The 19,613-nt window shown below is 65.7% G+C and carries 16 protein-coding genes; 12 read left to right on the top strand and 4 right to left on the bottom strand.

The window, feature by feature from the left end:
- Positions 1-141: 141 nt before the first annotated feature.
- The 5 genes from ACIP21_RS18675 to ACIP21_RS18655 all read left to right on the top strand — a co-directional run bounded on the left by ACIP21_RS18675 (position 142) and on the right by ACIP21_RS18655 (position 6,094).
- On the top strand, positions 142-2,475 hold the full coding sequence (locus ACIP21_RS18675) for a TonB-dependent receptor (RefSeq protein WP_400690454.1): 2,334 nt from the start codon (positions 142-144) through the stop codon (positions 2,473-2,475).
- Positions 2,475-3,155 (top strand): Fe2+-dependent dioxygenase, encoded by a 681-nt coding sequence (locus tag ACIP21_RS18670; RefSeq protein WP_400690452.1) that lies wholly within the window; start codon positions 2,475-2,477, stop codon positions 3,153-3,155. The genes ACIP21_RS18675 and ACIP21_RS18670 overlap by 1 nt, the downstream gene beginning before the upstream one ends.
- A gap of 16 nt (positions 3,156-3,171) precedes the next feature.
- A complete protein-coding gene (locus ACIP21_RS18665) occupies positions 3,172-4,281 on the top strand; it encodes an ABC transporter substrate-binding protein (RefSeq protein WP_400690449.1) in 1,110 nt (369 codons plus the stop codon).
- Positions 4,282-4,349: 68 nt separating this feature from the next.
- Positions 4,350-5,339: a FecCD family ABC transporter permease gene (locus ACIP21_RS18660; protein ID WP_400690915.1), complete on the top strand. Its 990-nt coding sequence runs from the start codon at positions 4,350-4,352 to the stop codon at positions 5,337-5,339.
- Positions 5,336-6,094 (top strand): ABC transporter ATP-binding protein, encoded by a 759-nt coding sequence (locus ACIP21_RS18655; RefSeq protein ID WP_400690446.1) that lies wholly within the window; start codon positions 5,336-5,338, stop codon positions 6,092-6,094. The genes ACIP21_RS18660 and ACIP21_RS18655 overlap by 4 nt, the downstream gene beginning before the upstream one ends.
- A gap of 166 nt (positions 6,095-6,260) precedes the next feature.
- On the opposite strand, the gene ACIP21_RS18650 is transcribed toward ACIP21_RS18655, so the two are convergent.
- Positions 6,261-6,959 (bottom strand): FadR/GntR family transcriptional regulator, encoded by a 699-nt coding sequence (locus tag ACIP21_RS18650; RefSeq protein WP_400690443.1) that lies wholly within the window; start codon positions 6,957-6,959, stop codon positions 6,261-6,263.
- A gap of 259 nt (positions 6,960-7,218) precedes the next feature.
- On the opposite strand from ACIP21_RS18650, the gene ACIP21_RS18645 reads away from it, so the two are divergent.
- Positions 7,219-8,571 (top strand): MFS transporter, encoded by a 1,353-nt coding sequence (locus ACIP21_RS18645; protein WP_400690440.1) that lies wholly within the window; start codon positions 7,219-7,221, stop codon positions 8,569-8,571.
- A 19-nt stretch (positions 8,572-8,590) separates the two neighbouring features.
- The gene (gudD, locus tag ACIP21_RS18640; RefSeq protein ID WP_400690437.1) at positions 8,591-9,946 is read left to right on the top strand and encodes a glucarate dehydratase; all 1,356 of its coding nucleotides are present in this window, start codon (positions 8,591-8,593) and stop codon (positions 9,944-9,946) included.
- A gap of 109 nt (positions 9,947-10,055) precedes the next feature.
- On the opposite strand, the gene ACIP21_RS18635 is transcribed toward gudD, so the two are convergent.
- Positions 10,056-10,943, bottom strand: a complete 888-nt coding sequence (locus ACIP21_RS18635; RefSeq protein ID WP_400690434.1) for a LysR substrate-binding domain-containing protein — start codon at positions 10,941-10,943, stop codon at positions 10,056-10,058.
- Positions 10,944-11,042: 99 nt separating this feature from the next.
- Here ACIP21_RS18635 and ACIP21_RS18630 point away from each other — a divergent pair, with 99 nt between their 5' ends.
- From ACIP21_RS18630 to ACIP21_RS18620, 3 genes are all read left to right on the top strand, one after another.
- Positions 11,043-11,993, top strand: coding sequence for a 2-hydroxyacid dehydrogenase (locus tag ACIP21_RS18630; RefSeq protein WP_400690431.1), 951 nt, complete (start codon positions 11,043-11,045; stop codon positions 11,991-11,993).
- A gap of 175 nt (positions 11,994-12,168) precedes the next feature.
- Entirely contained in the window at positions 12,169-13,512 is a 1,344-nt protein-coding gene (locus ACIP21_RS18625) for an MFS transporter (protein WP_400690430.1), read from the top strand.
- Positions 13,513-13,682: 170 nt separating this feature from the next.
- Positions 13,683-14,585: a LysR family transcriptional regulator gene (locus ACIP21_RS18620; RefSeq protein ID WP_400690427.1), complete on the top strand. Its 903-nt coding sequence runs from the start codon at positions 13,683-13,685 to the stop codon at positions 14,583-14,585.
- A gap of 122 nt (positions 14,586-14,707) precedes the next feature.
- On the opposite strand, the gene ACIP21_RS18615 is transcribed toward ACIP21_RS18620, so the two are convergent.
- Together ACIP21_RS18615 and ACIP21_RS18610 are read right to left on the bottom strand one after the other, a co-directional pair.
- Entirely contained in the window at positions 14,708-15,184 is a 477-nt protein-coding gene (locus tag ACIP21_RS18615; RefSeq protein WP_400690425.1) for an HPP family protein, read from the bottom strand.
- A gap of 3 nt (positions 15,185-15,187) precedes the next feature.
- A complete protein-coding gene (locus tag ACIP21_RS18610) occupies positions 15,188-16,387 on the bottom strand; it encodes an NAD-dependent formate dehydrogenase (RefSeq protein WP_400690422.1) in 1,200 nt (399 codons plus the stop codon).
- 546 nt (positions 16,388-16,933) lie between these two features.
- On the opposite strand from ACIP21_RS18610, the gene gabP reads away from it, so the two are divergent.
- Both gabP and ACIP21_RS18600 read left to right on the top strand, forming a co-directional pair.
- Positions 16,934-18,325, top strand: coding sequence for a GABA permease (gene gabP, locus ACIP21_RS18605; RefSeq protein ID WP_400690419.1), 1,392 nt, complete (start codon positions 16,934-16,936; stop codon positions 18,323-18,325).
- A 142-nt stretch (positions 18,326-18,467) separates the two neighbouring features.
- Positions 18,468-19,511 carry a YhcG family protein gene (locus ACIP21_RS18600; protein ID WP_400690417.1) on the top strand — a complete coding sequence of 348 codons (1,044 nt, stop codon included), beginning with the start codon at positions 18,468-18,470 and terminating at the stop codon, positions 19,509-19,511.
- The last annotated feature ends 102 nt before the right edge of the window (positions 19,512-19,613 follow it).

Below are 19,613 nucleotides of genomic sequence, written 5' to 3'. Positions count from 1 at the left end.
GCGTCCGCCGACGCGAATGTAACGGAATGTGTTGCGGGGGCGCGGGACTGCACGGCAATACATTTGCGGACACCGGCGGGCTGCTGGCCATCATTAGAATTGCGCAACACAAATGCGACTGATTTTCTTTAAGGACTTCACATGCCCCATGCGTCCCTCCAGCGGCTGCCGGCGACCCTCGCCCCGGCCTTCGGCCTGGTGCTCGGTGCCTGCGCGGCGTCGGCCTTCGCCGACAGCCAGGCCCTCGACCTGCCTGCGACCCAGGTGACCGGCAAGCAGGATCGCTACAAGGTCGATACGGTGACCTCGAGCAAGATCACCACGCCGCTGCTGGATGCGCCGCAGAGCATCAGTGTAGTCCCGCGGGCGGTGCTCGATGAGCAGAACGCCCAGAGCCTGCAGGACGTGCTGCGCAACGTGCCGGGCATCACCTTCATGTCCGGCGAGGGCAACCTGGGCTGGGGCGACCTGTTCTCCATCCGCGGGTTCGCCGCCGAGCAGAGCATGACCGTCGATGGCGTGCGCGACGCCGGCATGGCCAGCCGCAACGACACCTTCAACCTGGAGCAGGCCGAGGTCTACAAGGGCACAGGCTCCGTGGAGTCGGGCGTGTCCGCGGTCGGCGGCAGCGTCAACCTGGTCAGCAAGCGCGCGCACCTCGGCGATGCCGGCAAGCTCTCGGCCGGCATCGGCACCGACAACTACAAGCGCCTGACCGCCGACATCAACCGCCAGCTCAACGACACCACGGCGGTGCGCGTCAACCTGATGAAGCACTACAACGCCGTGAGCGAGCGCGATGAGGTGGACTACGACCGTTGGGGCTTCGCCACCTCGTTCGGCTTTGGCCTGGGCACCGACACCCGGCTGTGGATCGACGCCTTCTACCAGAAGGACAAGAACACCCCCGACGGCGGCGTCCCGATCCAGCGCGGCAGCAACGGCAAGCGCATGCCCGGCGTGTCCCGCGATGCCTGGTACGGCGATTCCAGCCTGTACACCCAGCGCAGCGAGACCCGCTCGCTCACCGGCCTGCTGGAGCACGACTTCAACGACGACCTGACCCTGCGCAACCAGCTGCGCTGGCAGCAGACCGACAACTGGGCGGTGCTGTCGCCGGCGCGCTTCATCGCCGCCGACGCCGATGGCAACAAGACCTGCACCGGCACCCGTTGCGCAAGCCTGGGCTACGCCGGCGTCGGTGGCCTGACCTCGATCAACGGCATCAACGCCTACACCGACTACGCCAACAGCAGCAGCGGTTACGGTTACCTGCGCGGCACCGACTTCGGCCAGTCCAAGCGTTACGAGATCATCGACAACCAGACCGACCTGCGCTTCAACCTCGATACCGGTGGCATCCACCACGAGGCAGTTACCGGCATCGAGCTGTACCGCGAGAGCTACGGTGGCCTGCACAAGACCATGGACGTGCCGGACGGCGCGATGTTCTTCGACCTGTCCAACCCGTCGCATCACTTCGCCTCCACCCGCAGCGACAAGGGCTACGGCGACCCGCGCAGCGTGGTCAAGGATGCTGCGCTATATGTGTCCGACACCATGACCCTGAGCCCCCAGTGGCAGTTGCTCACCGCGCTGCGCTACGACCACTGGGACGTCGACACCGACCGCTCCAGCGGCAGCACCAGCAGCAGCGACGACGCCTTCGGCGGCCGCCTCGGCCTGGTCTACAAGCCGTTGCCCAACGGCAGCATCTACCTGTCCTACAGCCAGGCGGCGCAGCCGTCGGCAGTCGGCGCCAGCACCAACAACCAGATCTACGGCGCGGCCGGCACCGAGGACTACAAGCCGGCCGTGTCGAAAACCTACGAGCTGGGCACCAAGTGGGAACTGTTCGACGAGCGCCTGAACCTCACCGCCGCGCTGTTCCGCACCGAGCTGGAAGACAGCTGGGAATACACCGAAGGCGAAAGCGCGCCGGTGCGTTCGCTGCCGGCCAAGCGGGTCGACGGCATCGAGCTGGGCCTGCAGGGGCAGCTCACCGATCGCTGGTCGGCCTATGCCGGTTTCGCGGCGATGAAGAGCCGCCAGACCAAGGGCGACAACAAGGGCGAGGAAGCCAAGAACGTTCCCGACCTGACCGCCAACCTGTGGACCACCTACGACCTCACCGACCAGCTCAGCGTCAGCTACGGCGCCGACTACGTGGGCCGGCGCCGCTACAGCGACAACAAGTACGTCGGCGGCCTGAACAACAACAGCAGCTACGCCAATGGCTCGGCGGGGGTCTACACGATCTACACCCGTGACCACGAGAAGGCGCCGTCGTACTGGCTGCACAGCCTGGCCGCGCGCTACAAGGTCGACAGCCAGACCACGGTCAACCTGAACGTGTCCAACCTGTTCAACAAGTTCTACTACAGCCGCGTCGGCGCCTCGCTCGATGGCTTCCAGCTGTACGGCGTCCCGGGCGCCGGGCGCACCCTGACCGCCAGCGTGGACTACACGTTCTGATGCTGGTGGAAATCGACCGGCTGTTCAGTGCCGACGAACTGGATGCCCTGCGCCGGCAGTTGCTGGCGCAACCCTGGGTCGACGGCAAGGCCACCGCCGGCGTGCAGTCGGCCCAGGCCAAGCGCAATCGCCAGCTGGACGAGGACGACCCGGTCGCCCGCCAGCTTGGCGGGCTGATCCTGCAGCGGCTGTCGGACAACCCGCTGTTCATGTCCGCGGCCCTGCCCAAGCGCATCTACCCGCCGCTGTTCAACCGCTATGGCGAAGGCGAGGGCTTCGGCTTTCACGTCGACAACGCCATCCGCGGCATCAAGGGCGTGCGCGAGCGGGTGCGCACCGACCTGTCGGCGACCTTGTTTCTCGCCGACCCGGACACCTACGACGGTGGCGAACTGGTTATTCGCGACACCTTCGGCGAACGCCAGGTGAAGCTGCCGGCCGGCCACCTGGTGCTGTACCCGGGCAGCAGCCTGCACCGGGTCGAGCCGGTGACCCGTGGCGAGCGCCTGGCCGCCTTCTTCTGGATCGAGAGCCTGGTACGCGAAGACAGCCAGCGCAGCCTGCTGCTGGACATGGACGTGGCCATCCAGCGCCTCACCGCCCAAGGGGCCGACCCGGGCTCGCTGCTCGAGTTGACCGGGGTCTACCACAACCTGCTCCGTCGCTGGGGCGACACCTGACCTTAGGAGTTCACGCATGAATCACCGTTACTGGCGGCGGCTGCTGCCGTTGTTGCTGGTGTTGGGCAGTTGCCTGGGCATCGCCCAGCAGGCCAGCGCCGTGGAAGTGACCGACGTGCTCGGGCGCAAGGTCGAGGTCGATCACGCACCGCAGCGCATCGTGCTCGGCGAAGGGCGGCTGTTCTTCGCCCTGGCATTGCTCGACCGCGACAACCCGTTCCAGCGCGTGGTCGGCTGGCAGAACGACATGCGCCTGCTCGACCCGCACACCTACGACGTCTACGCCAAGCTGTACCCGCAGGTGGCCAAGCTGCCGCTGATCGGCCAGGCGTCCGAACAGAGCGTCAGCGCCGAGCAGATCCTGGCGCTGAAGCCGGACCTGGCGATCTTCAGCATCGCCGGCGAAGGCCCGACCCAGCACAGCCCGGTGGCCGACCTGCTGCAGCAGGCCGGGGTGCCGGTGCTGTTCATCGACTTCCGCGTGCACCCGATCCGCAATACCCATGTGAGCATGGAGGCGCTCGGCACCTTGCTCGGGCGTGAGGCGCAGGCCAGGCAATACCTGAGCCTGTACGACCGCCACCTCAAGCACATCACCGACAGCGTCGCCACGCTGAGGCCCAGCGAGCGGCCGAAGGTGTTCCTCGAGCTGCTGGCGGGCGTGTGGCAGGCGCCGGGGCACACCACCGGCAAGAGCGGCCTGGGCAGCGTGGTCGAGGCGGTCGGCGGGCACAACATCGGTGCCGACGTGGTGCCGGGGGCGCTGGGTGATGTCAGTGTCGAGTACGTGCTGCAGGCCGACCCGGACGTCTACATCGCCACCGGCAACCGCGCACCGGGCGTGCTGCTGGGGGCAGGCGTGACGACCGACACCGCGCGCCAGAGCCTGGCGAAGATCACCGCCCGTCCCGAGTTTGCGCCGCTGCGGCCGATCCAGGCCGGTCAGGCCCATGGCCTGTGGCATGACTTCTACAACTCGCCGTTCAACATCCTCGCCGTCGAAGCCATGGCGCGCTGGATCCACCCCGAGCGCTTCAAGGATGTCGACCCGCAAGCGACCATGGGCGAGATCAACCAGATGCTCAAGGTAGGCCTGGACGGCCAGTACTGGGTCGACGCCAAGTGACCGCGCTGGCCCGGGAAGGCGCTGCGCTCGCGGCCTGGCATTACCGCCGCCTGCTCTGGCGGCGGGCGATGCTGGTGGGTGCGCTGGCGTTGCTGCTGTTGCTGTCGGTGCTCGGTGACCTGGCCAGCGGCGCCTCGGGCATGGGCCTGGGGCAACTGCTGCACGGCATCTTCGACCCGGCGACGCTGAGTGCCACCGAGCGGGTGATCATCTGGAACGTGCGCCTGCCGTATTCGCTGATGGCGGTGCTGGTGGGCGCGGCGCTGGCGCTGGCCGGTGCCGAGATGCAGGCGATCCTCGACAACCCGCTGGCCAGCCCCTTCACCCTGGGCGTGTCGTCGTCGGCGGCGCTCGGGGCCTCGCTGGCCATCGCCTACCCGCTGGGGGTCGCCTGGCTGGCGCCGAGTGCCCAGGTGACGGTGATGGCGTTCGTCTTCGCCTGCCTGTCGGTGGTGCTGTTGCAGGCCATGTCGCGCTTGCGTGGGGCGGGGGTGGAAAGCCTGGTTCTGTTCGGCATCGCCCTGGTGTTCAGCTGCAATGCACTGGTCTCGCTGCTGCAGCTGCTGGCCACCGAGGACGTGTTGCAGCAGCTGGTGTTCTGGACCCTCGGCAGCCTGGCCCGGGCCAACTGGCAGAAGCTCGGCATCCTCGCCCTGGTGCTGGGGCTGCTGTTGCCGTTCTCGTTGCGCGCCGCGCCGGCGATGACCTTGCTGCGCATGGGCGAGGACCGCGCACGCAGCTTCGGCGTCGATACCCGGCGCCTGCGTTTCGCCTCGCTGCTGCGCATCAGCCTGCTGTCGGCGACGGCGGTGGCGTTCGTCGGCACCATCGGCTTCGTCGGCCTGGTCGGCCCGCACATCGCCCGCCTGCTGGTGGGCGAGGACCAGCGCTTCCTGCTGCCGGCCAGTGCGCTGGTGGGGGCGTTGATGCTGTCGCTGTCGTCGCTCGCCAGCAAGCTGATCCTGCCCGGGGTGATCGTGCCGGTGGGCATCGTCACCGCGCTGGTGGGAGTGCCGGTGTTCGTTTTGCTGGTGTTCCGCCGGGGGAGAAAGCTGTGAGCCTGTTGATCGAAGACGTTGCGGTGGCCTATGGCGCCCGGCAGATCCTGCACGGGGTGAGCCTGCCGGAGTTGCCGGCCGGCAGCCTGGTGGCGCTGGTCGGGCCCAATGGCGCGGGCAAGTCGACCTTGCTGCGGGCGCTGGCGGGGCTCGAGCGGATGCAGGGCGGCTTGAGCCTGGATGGCCGGGACGTGACCCGGCTGGGCTTTGCCGAGCGTTCGCGGCGGCTGGCCTACATGCCGCAGCAGTTGCCACCCGGCATTGCCCTTGGCGTGCTGGAGAGCATTGTCGCGGCGCTGCGCGTGAGTGGTGTCGATGACCTGCTGGGGACTGCCTTTGATGCGTTGCGTCAGTTGGGCATCGAGGCGTTGGCCGAGCGCTCGCTGGACAGCCTGTCCGGTGGCCAGCGCCAGCTGGTGGCGCTGGCCCAGTTGCTGGCGCGCAATCCGCAGGTGCTGCTGCTCGATGAGCCGACCAGCGCGCTGGACCTGCATTACCAGTTGCGGGTGATGGGCGCGGTGCGCGAGCGGGTGGTGGCGCATCGGTTGCTGGCGGTGGCGGTGCTGCATGACCTCAACCTGGCGGCGAGCCATGCCGATTGGCTGGTGGTGCTGAGTGAGGGCAGGGTGGTGGCGTGCGGGGCGCCGGGGGAGGTGCTCGAACCTGGGTTGCTGGCCGAGGTGTATGGCGTTCAGGCGCGGGTCGAGCGGTGTTCCCAGGGGCGCTTGCAGGTGTTGGTGGATCGGGCCTTGTGATGGCCTGTGCCGGCCTCTTCGCGGGTAAACCCGCTCCCACAGGAATTGCACAGATTTCAGGCACAGTGCAGTTCCTGTGGGAACAACTGTTTTGCTCAAGAATTGAAAAGCTTGCGCGATCCCCTGTGGGAGCGGGTTTACCCGCGAATGGGTCGCGAAGCGGCCCCTAGTCCGGCAATAACCGATCCCGGCTGTTGGACAGGTGCAGGCAGATCGCCGCCCGCGCCGCATCCGGGTCCTGGCGGCGGATGGCATTCAAGATCGCCTCGTGCTCAAGGTTGGCCAGGTAAGCATGCCGCGCCAGGTTGGCCCCGGCACGTTCGGCAAAGGCCATGCGGTTACGCGGTATCAAGCCATTGCCCAGCTGCCCCATCATCTCGCTGAAATACAGGTTGCCCGTGGCCTCGGCAATCAGCAGGTGAAAACGCCGGTCCGCCTCGATGCAGCTGTCGCCGGCCGCCGCCAGGTCCTGATAGTCGTCCAGCGCCTGGCGCATCCGCGCCAGGTGCTGGTCACTGCGGCGCACTGCCGCCAACGCGGCGGCCTGGCCCTCCAGCCCGATCCTCAACTCCAGCAGGTCACGCACGCTGGCGGCATTCTCCGCCCCCACGCGCAGGCCCGCCTGGGCCTGGCGCTCCATCACGAAGGTGCCGATGCCATGACGCGGCTCCACCAGGCCCGAGGCCTGCAACTTCGACAGCGCTTCGCGGACCACGGTGCGGCTGACGCCGTGTTCGCGCACCAGGGTGTTTTCCGAGGGCAGCTTGTCGCCGGGCTTGAAGGTGCCGAGGAGAATCTGCTGGGTCAGGCTCGACACCAGGTCGTGGGCACGGCTGTGGCTGCGTTTGGCGGGTGGTTGTGTCATCGGTCTGTCCTGAGCGGCTTGCTTGTACGACAAGTTAATCGATAAAAATATTTATTGCCCGAATTTTCCCCGCGTCGTTCTAGCCTGTTTAACACATTGCCAGCATGATCGCGTCAAAATTGCTCTTAATGAGCTTGTACTTTGCCTATTGGGCGACATTCGGCATCTTGTCGTACAACCTCGCGACGCATATGCTCGTTCCCACTGTCACGTCACACCTCTTCGACCCGCACAAAAACAATTAGTGGGAGATCCACCAGTGAACGATACCCTCGCTCCGTCTGCCCGGAATGAAGGCGACCCCTTGGCCAGTGCCGTGGCCAAGGTCAAGCGTCACGTCCTGCCGCTGTTCGTCATCATGTTCATCGTCAACTACCTCGACCGCGTCAACATCGGCTTCGTCCGCCCGCACCTGGAAAGCGACCTGGGCATCAGCGCCGCCGCCTATGGCTTCGGCGCGGGGCTGTTCTTCATCGGCTATGCCCTGTTCGAAGTGCCGTCCAACATGCTGTTGCAGAAAGTCGGCGCGCGCCTGTGGCTGACCCGCATCATGTTCACCTGGGGCCTGGTGGCGACGGCCATGGCCTTCGTGCAGACCGAGACCCAGTTCTACGTGCTGCGCTTCCTGCTCGGCGTGGCCGAGGCGGGCTTCTTCCCCGGGGTGATCTACTACTTCACCCGTTGGCTGCCGGGCGCCGAGCGCGGCAAGGCGATCGCCATCTTCCTCAGCGGCTCGGCCTTCGCCTCGCTGATTTCCGGCCCGCTGGCCGGGGCGCTGATGCAGATCCAGGGGCTGGGCCTGCATGGCTGGCAGTGGATGCTGTTCATCGAAGGCATGGCCTCGGTGACCCTGTGCTTCTTCGTCTACTTCTGGCTCGACTCCAAACCCCAGGACGCCAAGTGGCTGAGCCAGGCCGAGCAGGACGCACTGGTGGCCACCATCGACCGCGAGCAGCGTGAGCGCGAAGCGGTCGGCGCGGTGAAGCCGTCGGCCTGGAGCCTGCTCAAGGACCGCCAGATCGTGCTGTTCTGCCTGATCTACTTCTGCATCCAGCTGACCATCTACGCCGCCACCTTCTGGCTGCCGAGCATCATCAAGCGCATGGGCGACCTCAGCGACCTGCAGGTCGGCTTCTTCAACTCGATCCCGTGGCTGATCTCGATCATTGCCATGTACGCTTTCGCCGCCGGCTCCGTGCGCTGGAAGTTCCAGCAGGCCTGGGTGGCCGGTGCGCTGGTGGTGGCCGCCATCGGCATGTTCATGTCGACCACCGGCGGGCCGATCTTCGCCTTCGTCGCGGTGTGCTTCGCCGCCATCGGTTTCAAGTCGGCCTCGTCGCTGTTCTGGCCGATCCCCCAGGGCTACCTGGATGCCCGCATCGCCGCGGCGGTGATCGCGCTGATCAACTCGGTGGGCAACCTCGGCGGCTTCGTCGCGCCCACCACCTTCGGCCTGCTGGAGCAGCAGACCGGGTCGATCCAGGGCGGGCTGTACGGCCTGGCCGTGACCTCGGTGCTGGCCGCCATCGCCATCTTCTTCGTACGCCTTCGCCCAAAGGGCGCTCCTACTGACGACCTCAAGGCCCCTTCGGTCCTGGGTCAGACCCACTGATGACTGTGAGACGACAACCATGAATATGCAGACCAATCCCGCCGTTCATACGCAAACCCCGGTCGTCACAGACCTGCGCGTAATCCCGGTGGCCGGCCATGACAGCATGCTGCTCAACCTCAGTGGCGCCCATGGCCCGTACTTCACCCGCAACGTCGTGGTGCTGCGCGACAGCGCCGGCAACACCGGCCTGGGCGAAGTGCCTGGCGGCGAGAAGATCCGCCAGACCCTGGAAGACGCCCGCAGCCTGGTGGTCGGCCAGCCGATCGGCCACTACCAGCGCGTGCTCAACGCCATGCGCCAGACCTTCGCCAACCGCGACTCCGCCGGCCGCGGCCTGCAGACCTTCGACCTGCGCATCACCGTGCACGCGGTGACCGCCATCGAGTCGGCCATGCTCGACCTGCTCGGCCAACACCTCGACGTGCCGCTGGCGGCCTTGCTCGGCGAAGGCCAGCAGCGCGAGGCGGTGAAAATGCTCGGTTACCTGTTCTACATCGGCGACCGCCAGCAGACCGACCTGGCCTATCGCAACGAGGCCGATGCCGACGACGACTGGTTCCGCCTGCGCCACGAGAAGGCCCTGACCCCGGACGCGGTGGTGCGCCTGGCCGAGGCGGCCAAGCAGCGCTATGGCTTCAGCGACTTCAAGCTCAAGGGCGGCGTGCTGCGCGGTGAAGAGGAGATGGAAGCAGTGACGGCCCTGGCCGAGCGCTTCCCCGAGGCGCGCATCACCCTCGACCCGAACGGCGCCTGGTCACTCAAGGAAGCCATCGCCCTGTGCCGCGACAAGCACGACGTGCTGGCCTATGCCGAAGACCCGTGCGGCGCCGAGAACGGCTACTCGGGCCGCGAGGTGATGGCAGAGTTCCGCCGCGCCACCGGCCTGCCGACCGCCACCAACATGATCGCCACCGACTGGCGGCAGATGGGCCATGCGATCCAGCTGCAATCGGTGGACATCCCCCTGGCCGACCCGCACTTCTGGACGTTGCAGGGCTCGGTACGGGTGGCGCAGATGTGCAATGACTGGGGGCTGACCTGGGGCTCGCACTCGAACAACCACTTCGACATTTCGCTGGCGATGTTCACCCAGGTGGCGGCGGCGGCACCGGGTGAGATCACTGCCATCGATACCCACTGGATCTGGCAGGACGGCCAGCGCCTGACCCGTGAGCCGCTGAAGATCGTCGATGGCCATGTGCGGGTGCCGGCGCGGCCGGGGCTGGGGGTCGAGCTGGATGAAGACCAGCTGGCCAAGGCCCATGAGTGCTACCGCAACATGGGGCTCGGCGCGCGGGATGACAGCGTGGCGATGCAGTTCCTGATTCCCGGGTGGAGCTTCGACAACAAGCGGCCTTGCCTGGTGCGTTAAGGCTGCTGGCCTCTTCGCGGGTAAACCCGCTCCCACAGGTACAGCGTCACCTTCACGGCTGGCGCTGTACCTGTGGGAGCGGGTTTACCCGCGAAAGGGCCGGCACAGTTTATCCCTTCTCGAAAAACGCCCGCGCCATCTCGACGAAGGCCCCCAGCACCGGGTTGGGGTTGTCCCGGCAGAACGCCAGGAAGATCTCCGCCTGCTGCTCCATCCCCGCCAGCGGCCTGAACACCACCTGCTCCAGCCGTAAGGCCTGCGCCGAAGCCGGCACCACCGCGCATCCAAGCCCCACATTGACCAAGCCCAGGATCGAATGCGTCTGTCCCAGCCTGTGCTGATAGCGCGGCTGCACCTCGTGCCGGGCGAACAGGTTGGCGATGCGGTCATGCAGGTAGCGCCCTTCACCGGCGCTGTACATCACGAACGGCTGCTCATGGAAATCGCTTGGCCTGACCCGCTCGCGCGCCGCCAGCGGATGCCCGGCCGGCAGCGCCGCGACGAACGGCTCGCGGTGGATCGGCAGGTATTCCACGCGCGCGCTGGGCAGCACCTGGCGTACCAGGCCAAGGTCGATCAGGCTCGCCTCCAGGTCGTGCACCTGGGTGCTGGAAACGCTTTCGCTGAGCACCAGTTCGATGTCCGGCAAGGTCTGCCCGGCGTGCACCAGCAGGCGCGGGATCATGCTGTAGGCGCCGACTGCGGTGAAGCCCAGGGTCAACCGGCCGGCCTCGCCGTGGGCGATACGCCGCGCCGAATGGCTGGCGGTGTCGGCGATGTGCAGGATGCGCCGGGCATCTTCGAGAAAGCTCTGCCCGGCCAGGGTCAGACGTGCCTGGCGATTGTTGCGTTCCAGCAACAGTACCCCGAGGGAATGCTCCAGCAGCTGAATCTGCCGGCTCAGCGGCGGCTGGGTCATGTGCAGGCGTTGGGCGGCGCGGCCGAAATGCAGCTCTTCGGCGACGGCGACGAAGCAGCGCAACTGGTGCAGCTCCATGATTCAATTCCTGAATTATTCGATCCAGCATCTATATTAGACCTGTATCAAATGCCGGCCTAGCATCGAGTCATGTCTTCGAACTGCCGGATGCCCACGATGAACAACGACGCCATCGACGTGCTGCTGACCCAGCCCGTCCCCGAGGCCATCGATGCCCAGCTACAGAGCGCCTACCAGGTGCATCGCCTGTACCAGCACGGCAACCCGCAAGCGCTGCTCGACGAAGTCGGCCCGCGTATACGCGGGGTGGTTACCGGCGGTGCCAAGGGCCTGTCCAACGCGCTGATGGACCAGCTGCCGAACCTCGAAATCATCGCCATCAGCGGCATCGGCACCGATGCGGTGGACCTGCGCCATGCGGCCAGCCGCAACATCCAGGTCAGCACCACGCCGGGCGTGCTCACCGCCGATGTCGCCGACCTGGCCATGGGCCTGATCATCAGCACCTTGCGCCGCCTGGGCGAAGGCGAGCGGCTGGTGCGTGACGGGCTGTGGGGCACGGTCAACCTGCCGCTGGCGCGCAAGGTCAGTGGTATCGAACTGGGCATCGTCGGGCTGGGTGAAGTCGGCAAGGCCATCGCCCGGCGCGCCGCGGCATTCGACATGGGCATCGCCTACAACGGGCGGCGCGAGCAGCCGCAAAGCGGCTACCGCTATGAGCCCGATCTGCTCGCGCTGGCGCGTTCGGTGGACGTGCTGGTGGTGGCCGCGTCCGCCGATGGCGGGCAGGTGCTGGTGACGCGCGAGGTGCTCGATGCGCTGGGGCCGCAGGGCTACCTGGTCAATGTGGCGCGCGGCAAGCTGGTCGATGAAGCGGCGTTGGTCGAGGCGTTGCGTGAACAGCGCATCGCCGGGGCCGGGCTGGATGTGTTCGTCGATGAACCGAACGTGCCGCCGGCCATGCGTGACCTGAACCAGGTGAGCCTGCAGCCGCATCGCGGCAGTGCCACGTTGCAGACCCGGCTGGAGATGGGGCGCATGGTGCTGGACAACCTTCAAGCCTGTTTTCGCGGTGAGGTGCTGCCGAACCGGGTGATTCACCTCTAGGGCCTCTTCGCGGGTAAACCCGCTCCCACAGGGGCATCGCCGGTGCTGAAACTGTAGAGAACCTTGTGGGAGCGGCTTTAGCCGCGAAGAGGCCGGCACAGGCAATCCAAGGCCCAAGGGCCACACCTTCTCTGTACAAGAACAATCGCTTCCAACGAGAAGCAAGAGGGTCCACATGAACAGCAAATCCGCCGTCGCCATTCCCCAGGCCATGGCCGGGACCGGCCGTCACCGCTTCCGGGTCCTGGCGCTGATCTTCGTCATCACGGTGATCAACTTCGCCGACCGTTCCACCCTGTCGATCACCGGCACCGAGGTGCTCAAGAGCCTCAGCCTCGATCCGGTGATGCTCGGCATGATCTTCTCCGCGTTCGCCTGGGCCTACGCCCTGGGCCAGGTGCCGGGCGGCATCCTGCTCGACCGCTTCGGCGCCCGCCGGGTGTATGGGGTGAGCCTGATTCTCTGGTCACTGTTCACCCTGCTGCAGGGCACGGTGGGCTGGATGGGCCTGGCCGGCGTGTCGGCGGCGGTGGCGCTGTTCTCCATGCGCTTCATGCTCGGCCTGGTGGAGTCGCCGGCGTTCCCGGCCAACTCGCGCATCGTCAGCTGCTGGTTCCCGACCAGCGAGCGCGGCACCGCTTCGGCGCTGTTCAACTCGGCGCAGTACATGGCGGTGGTGGTGTTCGCCCCGCTGATGGCGTGGATGACCCACAGCCTGAGCTGGGAGCAGGTGTTCATCTGGATGGGCGTGCTGGGCCTGGCGTTGAGCGTGGTGTGGTTCCGCCTGTATCACGAGCCGCACAGCGCGCCGGGGCTGAGCCGCGAGGAACTCGACTACATGCGAGAAGGTGGCGCGTTGGTCGACCTGGAACGGGAACGCAAGACCGCCACCAGCAAGCCGACCCGTGCCGAAGTCCTGCAGCTGTTCACCAGCCGCAACCTGTGGGCGGTGTACCTGGGCCAGTACTGCATCACTGCGCTCACCTACTTCTTCATCACCTGGTTCCCGATCTACCTGATCAAGGGCCGCGGCATGAGCATCATGGAGGCCGGCTGGGTCGCCGCGCTGCCGGCCATCTGCGGCTTCAGTGGCGGGGTGCTCGGCGGCTTCGTCTCCGACTACCTGATCCGCCGCGGCGTGCATCCGTCCAAGGCGCGCAAGACCCCGTTCATCATCGGCATGGCACTGTCCACCAGCCTGGTCCTGGCCAACTATGTGGATGGCAACGCCGCGGTGATCGCCCTGATGACCCTGGCCTTCTTCGGCAAGGGCCTTGCGGCGGTGGGCTGGGCGGTGCTGTCGGACGTGGCGCCGAAGAAGATGGTCGGGCTGTGTGGTGGCGTGTTCAACGGCATCGGCAACACCGCCGGCATCGTCACCCCGCTGGTGATCGGTTACGTGGTGGCGAGCACCGGCTCGTTCCACAACGCCCTCTGGTTCGTGGCCGCCCATGGCGTGCTGGGGATCTTCGCTTACCTGTTGCTGGCCACGCGCTTCGAGCGCACTGGGCAGGCGTAGGCAGACGCCTGAGCAACAGAGGCCCCGGGTAACCGGGGCTTTTTTGTCTGCGTCACAACATCGTCGGCTGCCGGTTGAGCATCGGCAAGCGGTGCGGTGATACTGCGGCAAAGACAATACGATCAGGCCCACGGATGCGCCGTAGTGGCCTGGCAGGAGCCCTTGCTGCCATGTTCATTCGCCAGCTCAACTACCTGGTCGCCCTGGCCCGGGAAAAGCACTTCGGCCGTGCCGCCCAGGCCTGCCATGTTTCGCAGCCGGCGTTGTCCGGTGCCATTCGCAGCATCGAGGAAGAGCTCGGCATCGTCATCGTTCAGCGCGGTCGGCGTTTCGAGGGTTTCACCCAGGATGGCGAGCGGGTGCTGGCCTGGGCCAGGCGGGTGCTGGCCGACTGTGAAGGCTTGCGCCAGGACGCCCGCGCCGACGAAGGCGACCCGGTGGGTACCTTGCGCCTGGGGGTGATTCCGGCGGCCTTGCCCCTGGCGCCGCTGCTGACCCAGCGCTGCCTGGCGCGTTTTCCGCGCATGCGCCATGAAATCCAGACCCTGTCCGCCCAGGAGATCCAGCGCAAGCTCGATGCCTTCGAACTGGACCTGGGGCTCAGCTACCTGGACGACGCGCCGCTGGCGGCCTGCTCGGTGCGCACGGTGTTCCGTGAGCGCTATGTGCTGGTGGCGGCCGGGGAGGGCAGTTTCGACGTTGACGGGCCGGAGAGCTGGGAAGCGGCGGCGCGCCTGCCGCTGTGTTTGCTGGCGGCGAAGATGCAGTGCCGGCAGGGGATCGATGCGATGTTCCAGCGCCAGGGGTTGGCGGTGGAGCCGCGGGTGGAGACCGATTCGTTGACGGCGCTGTGTGCCCATGTGCGGCATGCGGGGTTGTTCAGCATCTTGCCGCACAGCGTGCTGTGCCAGACGGACGGGCCGTTGGCGGCGCGGGTGCTGGTGCCGGAGCTGAGCCGCGAGATGGGCTTGCTGGTGCGTGACGAAGCAGTGCGCAGCCCGTTGCTGGCGGCGGCGTTGGGGGAGCTGGAGAGCCTGGATCTGCAGGGATGGGCGGATCGCGTTCTGCCTTGAGAGATGTACGGGCTGTGCCGGCCCATTCGCGGGTGAACCCGCTCCCACAGGGATCGCACAAGTTTTGAGGTGTGTGCAGTACCTGTGGGAGCGGGTTTACCCGCGAAGACGCCAGTACAGGTTTACCGAGGCCTGGAAGCCCAGCGCCAAGCCTGGCTGATCACCAGGAGCACCAGCACTCCAGCCAAGGTCGGCATCACCAGGAAATCCCACCCCGGCTGCGCCAGGAAGATGATCACCGGGTTGCTCCCCGCCGGTGGGTGCACGGTGTCGGTGGCCAGCATCAGCATCAATGCCAGGGCACCGGCCAGGGCCATGAAGTACCACTCCGAGCCGCCGTAATGCAGCACCAGCAACCCTACCGTGGTCGACAGCAGGTGCCCGCCGACCAGGTTGCGTGGCCGCGAGAACGGGCCATCTGGAAAGCCGAACAGCAGCACGCAGGAGGCACCGAACGACCCCATCACCCAGGCGTTGCCGCTGAAGTGGGCGAGGGCGCCGAGCGCACCGAGGCCTGCGAGCGAGCCGAGGCCGGCCAGCAGGATCACTGCTGGACGGCGTCGGATCAGACTACTGCTGGCGGTTGTCGAGGCCGTCATGGCTCAACGCTTGAAGCGCGCGGCTTCTTCCGAGCCGCCGGTGGCGTTGCCGGCACTGTAGGAGTGCGCACCGACCCCGGCCAGGCGGCCACCCTGGACGATCAGGTACTCGTCGCGGATCGGCCGGTTTTCGAAGTAGCACTCGAGGATTTCCCGGGTGCCGGCGGCATAGCGCGCCTGGGCCGACAGGGTGGTGCCGGAGATGTGCGGGGTCATGCCGTGGTGCGGCATGTGCCGCCACGGGTGGTCGGCCGGGGCCGGCTGCGGGAACCACACGTCGCCGGCATAACCGGCCAGCTGGCCGCTTTCCAGCGCCCCGGCGATGGCGTTGCGGTCGCACAGCTTGCCGCGCGCGGTGTTGATCAGGTAGGCGCCACGCTTGAAGTATTTCAGCGTGTCGGCATTGATCATGTGTTCGGTTTCCGGGTGCAGCGGGCAGTTCAAGGTGACCACGTCGCAGACCTTGGCCAGGCTTTCCAGGGTGCTGTGGTAGGTCAGGTTGAGCTCGCGCTCGACGCTTTCCGGCAGGCGGTGGCGGTCCATGTAGTGCAGCTTGACGTCGAACGGCTTGAGCAGGCGCAGCACGCGCAGGCCGATGCGCCCGGCGGCCACGGTGCCGACGTTCATGCCTTCTAGGTCGTAGGCGCGGGCCACGCAGTCGGCGATGTTCCAGCCGCCCTTGACCACCCAGTTGTAGGACGGGATGTAGTTGCGCACCAGGCCGAGGATCATCATCAGCACATGCTCGGCCACGCTGTGGCTGTTGCAGTAGGTGACTTCGGCGACGGTGATGCCGCGTTCCATGGCGGCTTGCAGGTCGGTGTGGTCCGAGCCGATGCCGGCGGTGACGATCATCTTCAGCTTGGGGGCCTTGGCGATGCGTTCGGCGGTCATGTAGGCCGGCCAGAACGGCTGCGAGATGATGATCTCGGCATCCTGCAGCTCGCGGTCCAGCACGCTGTCGGCGCCGTCCTTGCTGGAGGTCACCACCAGCTGGTGGCCGTTGCTCTCCAGGTATTTGCGCAGGCCCAGTTCGCCACCCACGCTGCCCAGCAGCTGGCCGGGCTGGAAGTCGATCGCCTTGGGTGTCGGCAGGGTCTGGCCGTCCGGGTAGCGCTCCAGCACCGGCAGGTCGTCGCGGGCGTAGCTTTGCGGGTAACCGGTAACCGGGTCGTCGTAGAGCACACAGACAATCTTGGCCATCTTTTTCTCCTTGGGTTTGGCTGGCGGCGCAGGGTGGCCGCTGGCGCCGATGGTTCACCAGGAGGGGAAAGGCGGGCCAATCGTTTGATCGGATGGCGAGATAGGTGAGAGTTATCAAGCTGTGTTCGCCTGTACCGGCCCCTTCGCGGCTAAAGCCGCTCCCACGGATCGCACAGATTTCAAATAGTGTGCAGGACCTGTGGGAGCGGCTTCAGCCGCGAAAGGGCCGGGCCTGGCAACACACATCCAGATGAAAAACAAAAGCTCCAAATGGCCGGGTGACGCGATCGGGCATGCCATTCGCGACATCTGGCGTTTATGGAAATGCCCTGTCGTGATCGAACAGTTCCGAGGCGTTCTCGTGTAATTTCCCGCTGCCCCGCAGGGCTTAAATGAACCCCGAACCGCACGGCACCTTGCGCTGTGATGCGCGCCAAAGATCAACAAAAACGCGCCAGCAACCTGTCGACTTATTGATTTGAAAGGAGATATTTTCGCCTACGCCTGCCCGTCCATCCTTGTGTCAGCAAAAAGAGAACAACATCAATGAACACCGTGGGATCTGATGGCAACCTTGCACAAGGTTTCAAGCCACGTCATGTAACGATGCTGTCCATCGCCGGCATCATCGGCGCAGGACTTTTCGTCGGTTCAGGCCACGCCATCGCGGCGGCGGGCCCTGCGACCATAATTTCTTACTTCGTGGCCGGAACCTTGGTGGTGCTGGTCATGCGCATGCTCGGCGAAATGGCCGTGGCGCACCCGGACACCGGATCGTTCTCCACCTACGCCGACCAGGCCATCGGCCGCTGGGCCGGCTACACCATCGGCTGGCTGTACTGGTGGTTCTGGGTGCTGGTGATCCCGATCGAGGCGCTGGCGGCGGGGCATGTGCTCAACGCCTGGTTCCCCGATGTCCCCAGCTGGATCTTCGCCCTGGCCTCGGTGCTGTTGCTGGCCGGTACCAACCTGTTCAGCGTGGCCAAGTACGGCGAGTTCGAGTTCTGGTTCGCCATTCTCAAGGTCACCGCGATCCTCGGCTTCATCGGCCTGGGCTTTGCTGCACTGATGGGCTGGCTGCCCAACCGCGAGGTCAGCGGCCTCAGCGGGCTGATCGCCGAGCACGGCGGCTTCGCGCCCAACGGCTGGTCGGCAGTGATCGGCGCGTTCATCACGGTGATGTTCAGCTTCATCGGCACGGAAGCGGTGACCATCGCCGCCTCCGAGTCCAGCGACCCGTCGCGCAACATCGCCAAGGCCACCCGCTCGGTGATCTGGCGCATCAGCACCTTCTACATCCTGTCGATCTTCGTGATCATCTCGGTGGTGCCGTGGAACGATCCGCAACTGGCGGTGGTGGGTTCGTACCAGCGCGCGCTGGAAATCATGAACGTCCCCAACGCGGCGTTCATGGTCGACCTGGTGGTGCTGGTGGCGGTGACCAGCTGCATGAACTCGTCGATCTACATTGCCTCGCGGATGATGTATTCGCTGGCCAAGCGCGGCGATGCCCCGGCCATGCTCAAGAACACCTCCAAGGTCGGCGTGCCGCGTGCGGCGGTGTTCGGCAGCACCCTGATCGGCGCGGCCATCGCCATCCTCAACTACTTCGCGCCCAAGGGGGTGTTCGAGTTCCTGCTGGCCAGCTCCGGCGCCATCGCGCTGCTGGTGTACATGGTCATCGCCATCTCCCAGCTGCGCATGCGTCGCCGCCTGGAGCGCGAAAATACTGAGCTGAAGTTCCGCATGTGGCTGTTCCCGTACCTGACCTGGGCGGTGATCATCTTCATCGCCGGCGCGCTGGCGGTGATGATGTACACGCCCGAACACCGGGCGGAAGTGAGTTCGACCCTGGGCCTGGCGATCGTGATTTCCTTCCTGGGGATCGTGACCTCGCGGGGCCATGCGCAAACGGTGGGGGCGCGGTCGATGGGGTGATTCAGTTCACCTTGCGGTAAGGCAAAGGGCACCTGTGGATGGGTGCCCTTTGTTTTTTGAAACACTTGAACCCTGTGGCTGGGGCCGGGCGTTGGCTTGCCGGGAGTAGACTTCCTGCCGAAAGCAAACAGGGAGTCGAGGCATGAGCGCGAAACAACAAGACCTGAACGCGCCAGCAGCTCCTCCAGCGGTGAATGATGACCGTTTCGAGGAAGTGCTGGCATTGATTCAGGGGGCCCGGCAGCGGGCGGTGCAGGCGGTCAACAGCCAGTTGATCGAGCTGTACTGGCAGGTGGGGGCTTATATCAGTCGCAAGTTGGAGGCGTCCGAATGGGGCGATTCGGTGGTCAGCCAGCTGGCTGCGCACCTTGCCCAGAAACAGCCTGGTTTGCGAGGGTTTACCAGGCCCAACCTGTTTCGGATGCGCCAGTTTTATGAGGCATATCGCGACGATCCAATTGTCTCACCACTGGTGAGACAATTACCGTGGACGCTCAATCACACCATACTGAGCCAATGCAAACGCGCGGAAGAACGCGAATTCTACGTGCGCATGGTGATACAGGAAAAATGGTCAAAGCGCGAATTGGAGCGCCAGCTGAAGGCGGCTCTGTTCGAGCGTAGCGTTTCACAGCCAGCCAAGGTTTCAGAGGCTCTGAAACAGACTCACCCAGCAGCGATGGACGTTTTCCGAGACGTTTACATGCTTGAGTTTCTCGGTCTGCCTGGCGGGCATGCCGAAGCGGACCTGCATGGCGCGTTGATGGACCGCCTGAAGGAGTTCCTGATCGAATTGGGCCGGGACTTCTGCTTCGTCGGTTCGCAATACCCCCTGCAGGTCGGCGGCCGCGACTTCGCACTGGACCTGCTGTTCTTCCATCGCGGCCTCAACTGCCTGGTGGCGATCGAGCTCAAGGTCGGTCGCTTCGAGCCGGAGTACCTGGGCAAGCTCGATTTCTACCTCGAGGCCCTGGACCGCAACGAGCGCAAGTCCCATGAAAACCCGGCCATCGGTGTGTTGCTGTGCGCCAGCAAGGATGACGAAGTGGTCGAATATGCGCTCAACCGCAGTTTGTCTCCGGCGTTGATAGCGGAGTACCAGACACGTCTACCGGACAAGGCACTTCTACAGGCCAAACTGCAGGAATTCTATGCCTTGGGGGCACACGCGCAGCGCGACGAGTGAGCACTGCCGGCAGGCAATTCCGGCTGCCGTGATGTTCATCGCCATGATATATCCGTGCCATCACTTTTCTCGTACACTCCGGCCACAGTGCTCGCAAGGGAG

This window comes from Pseudomonas sp. NPDC089401, assembly GCF_044749485.1.
GTDB lineage: Bacteria > Pseudomonadota > Gammaproteobacteria > Pseudomonadales > Pseudomonadaceae > Aquipseudomonas.
Note: the sequence above shows the minus strand (reverse complement) of the source record. Positions and strands in the feature narration are given on the sequence as shown.

Excerpts from the sequence above, each read along its gene's own strand:
- ACIP21_RS18620 (WP_400690427.1), top strand. The coding sequence starts at position 13,683 with ATGTTCATTCGCCAGCTCAACTACCTGGTCGCCCTGGCCCGGGAAAAG.
- ACIP21_RS18625 (WP_400690430.1), top strand. The coding sequence starts at position 12,169 with ATGAACAGCAAATCCGCCGTCGCCATTCCCCAGGCCATGGCCGGGACC.
- ACIP21_RS18670 (WP_400690452.1), top strand. The coding sequence starts at position 2,475 with ATGCTGGTGGAAATCGACCGGCTGTTCAGTGCCGACGAACTGGATGCC.
- ACIP21_RS18660 (WP_400690915.1), top strand. The coding sequence starts at position 4,350 with ATGCTGGTGGGTGCGCTGGCGTTGCTGCTGTTGCTGTCGGTGCTCGGT.
- gudD (WP_400690437.1), top strand. The coding sequence starts at position 8,591 with ATGAATATGCAGACCAATCCCGCCGTTCATACGCAAACCCCGGTCGTC.
- ACIP21_RS18635 (WP_400690434.1), bottom strand. The coding sequence starts at position 10,943 with ATGGAGCTGCACCAGTTGCGCTGCTTCGTCGCCGTCGCCGAAGAGCTG.
- ACIP21_RS18630 (WP_400690431.1), top strand. The coding sequence starts at position 11,043 with ATGAACAACGACGCCATCGACGTGCTGCTGACCCAGCCCGTCCCCGAG.
- ACIP21_RS18665 (WP_400690449.1), top strand. The coding sequence starts at position 3,172 with ATGAATCACCGTTACTGGCGGCGGCTGCTGCCGTTGTTGCTGGTGTTG.
- ACIP21_RS18610 (WP_400690422.1), bottom strand. The coding sequence starts at position 16,387 with ATGGCCAAGATTGTCTGTGTGCTCTACGACGACCCGGTTACCGGTTAC.
- gabP (WP_400690419.1), top strand. The coding sequence starts at position 16,934 with ATGAACACCGTGGGATCTGATGGCAACCTTGCACAAGGTTTCAAGCCA.
- ACIP21_RS18650 (WP_400690443.1), bottom strand. The coding sequence starts at position 6,959 with ATGACACAACCACCCGCCAAACGCAGCCACAGCCGTGCCCACGACCTG.
- ACIP21_RS18675 (WP_400690454.1), top strand. The coding sequence starts at position 142 with ATGCCCCATGCGTCCCTCCAGCGGCTGCCGGCGACCCTCGCCCCGGCC.
- ACIP21_RS18615 (WP_400690425.1), bottom strand. The coding sequence starts at position 15,184 with ATGACGGCCTCGACAACCGCCAGCAGTAGTCTGATCCGACGCCGTCCA.
- ACIP21_RS18600 (WP_400690417.1), top strand. The coding sequence starts at position 18,468 with ATGAGCGCGAAACAACAAGACCTGAACGCGCCAGCAGCTCCTCCAGCG.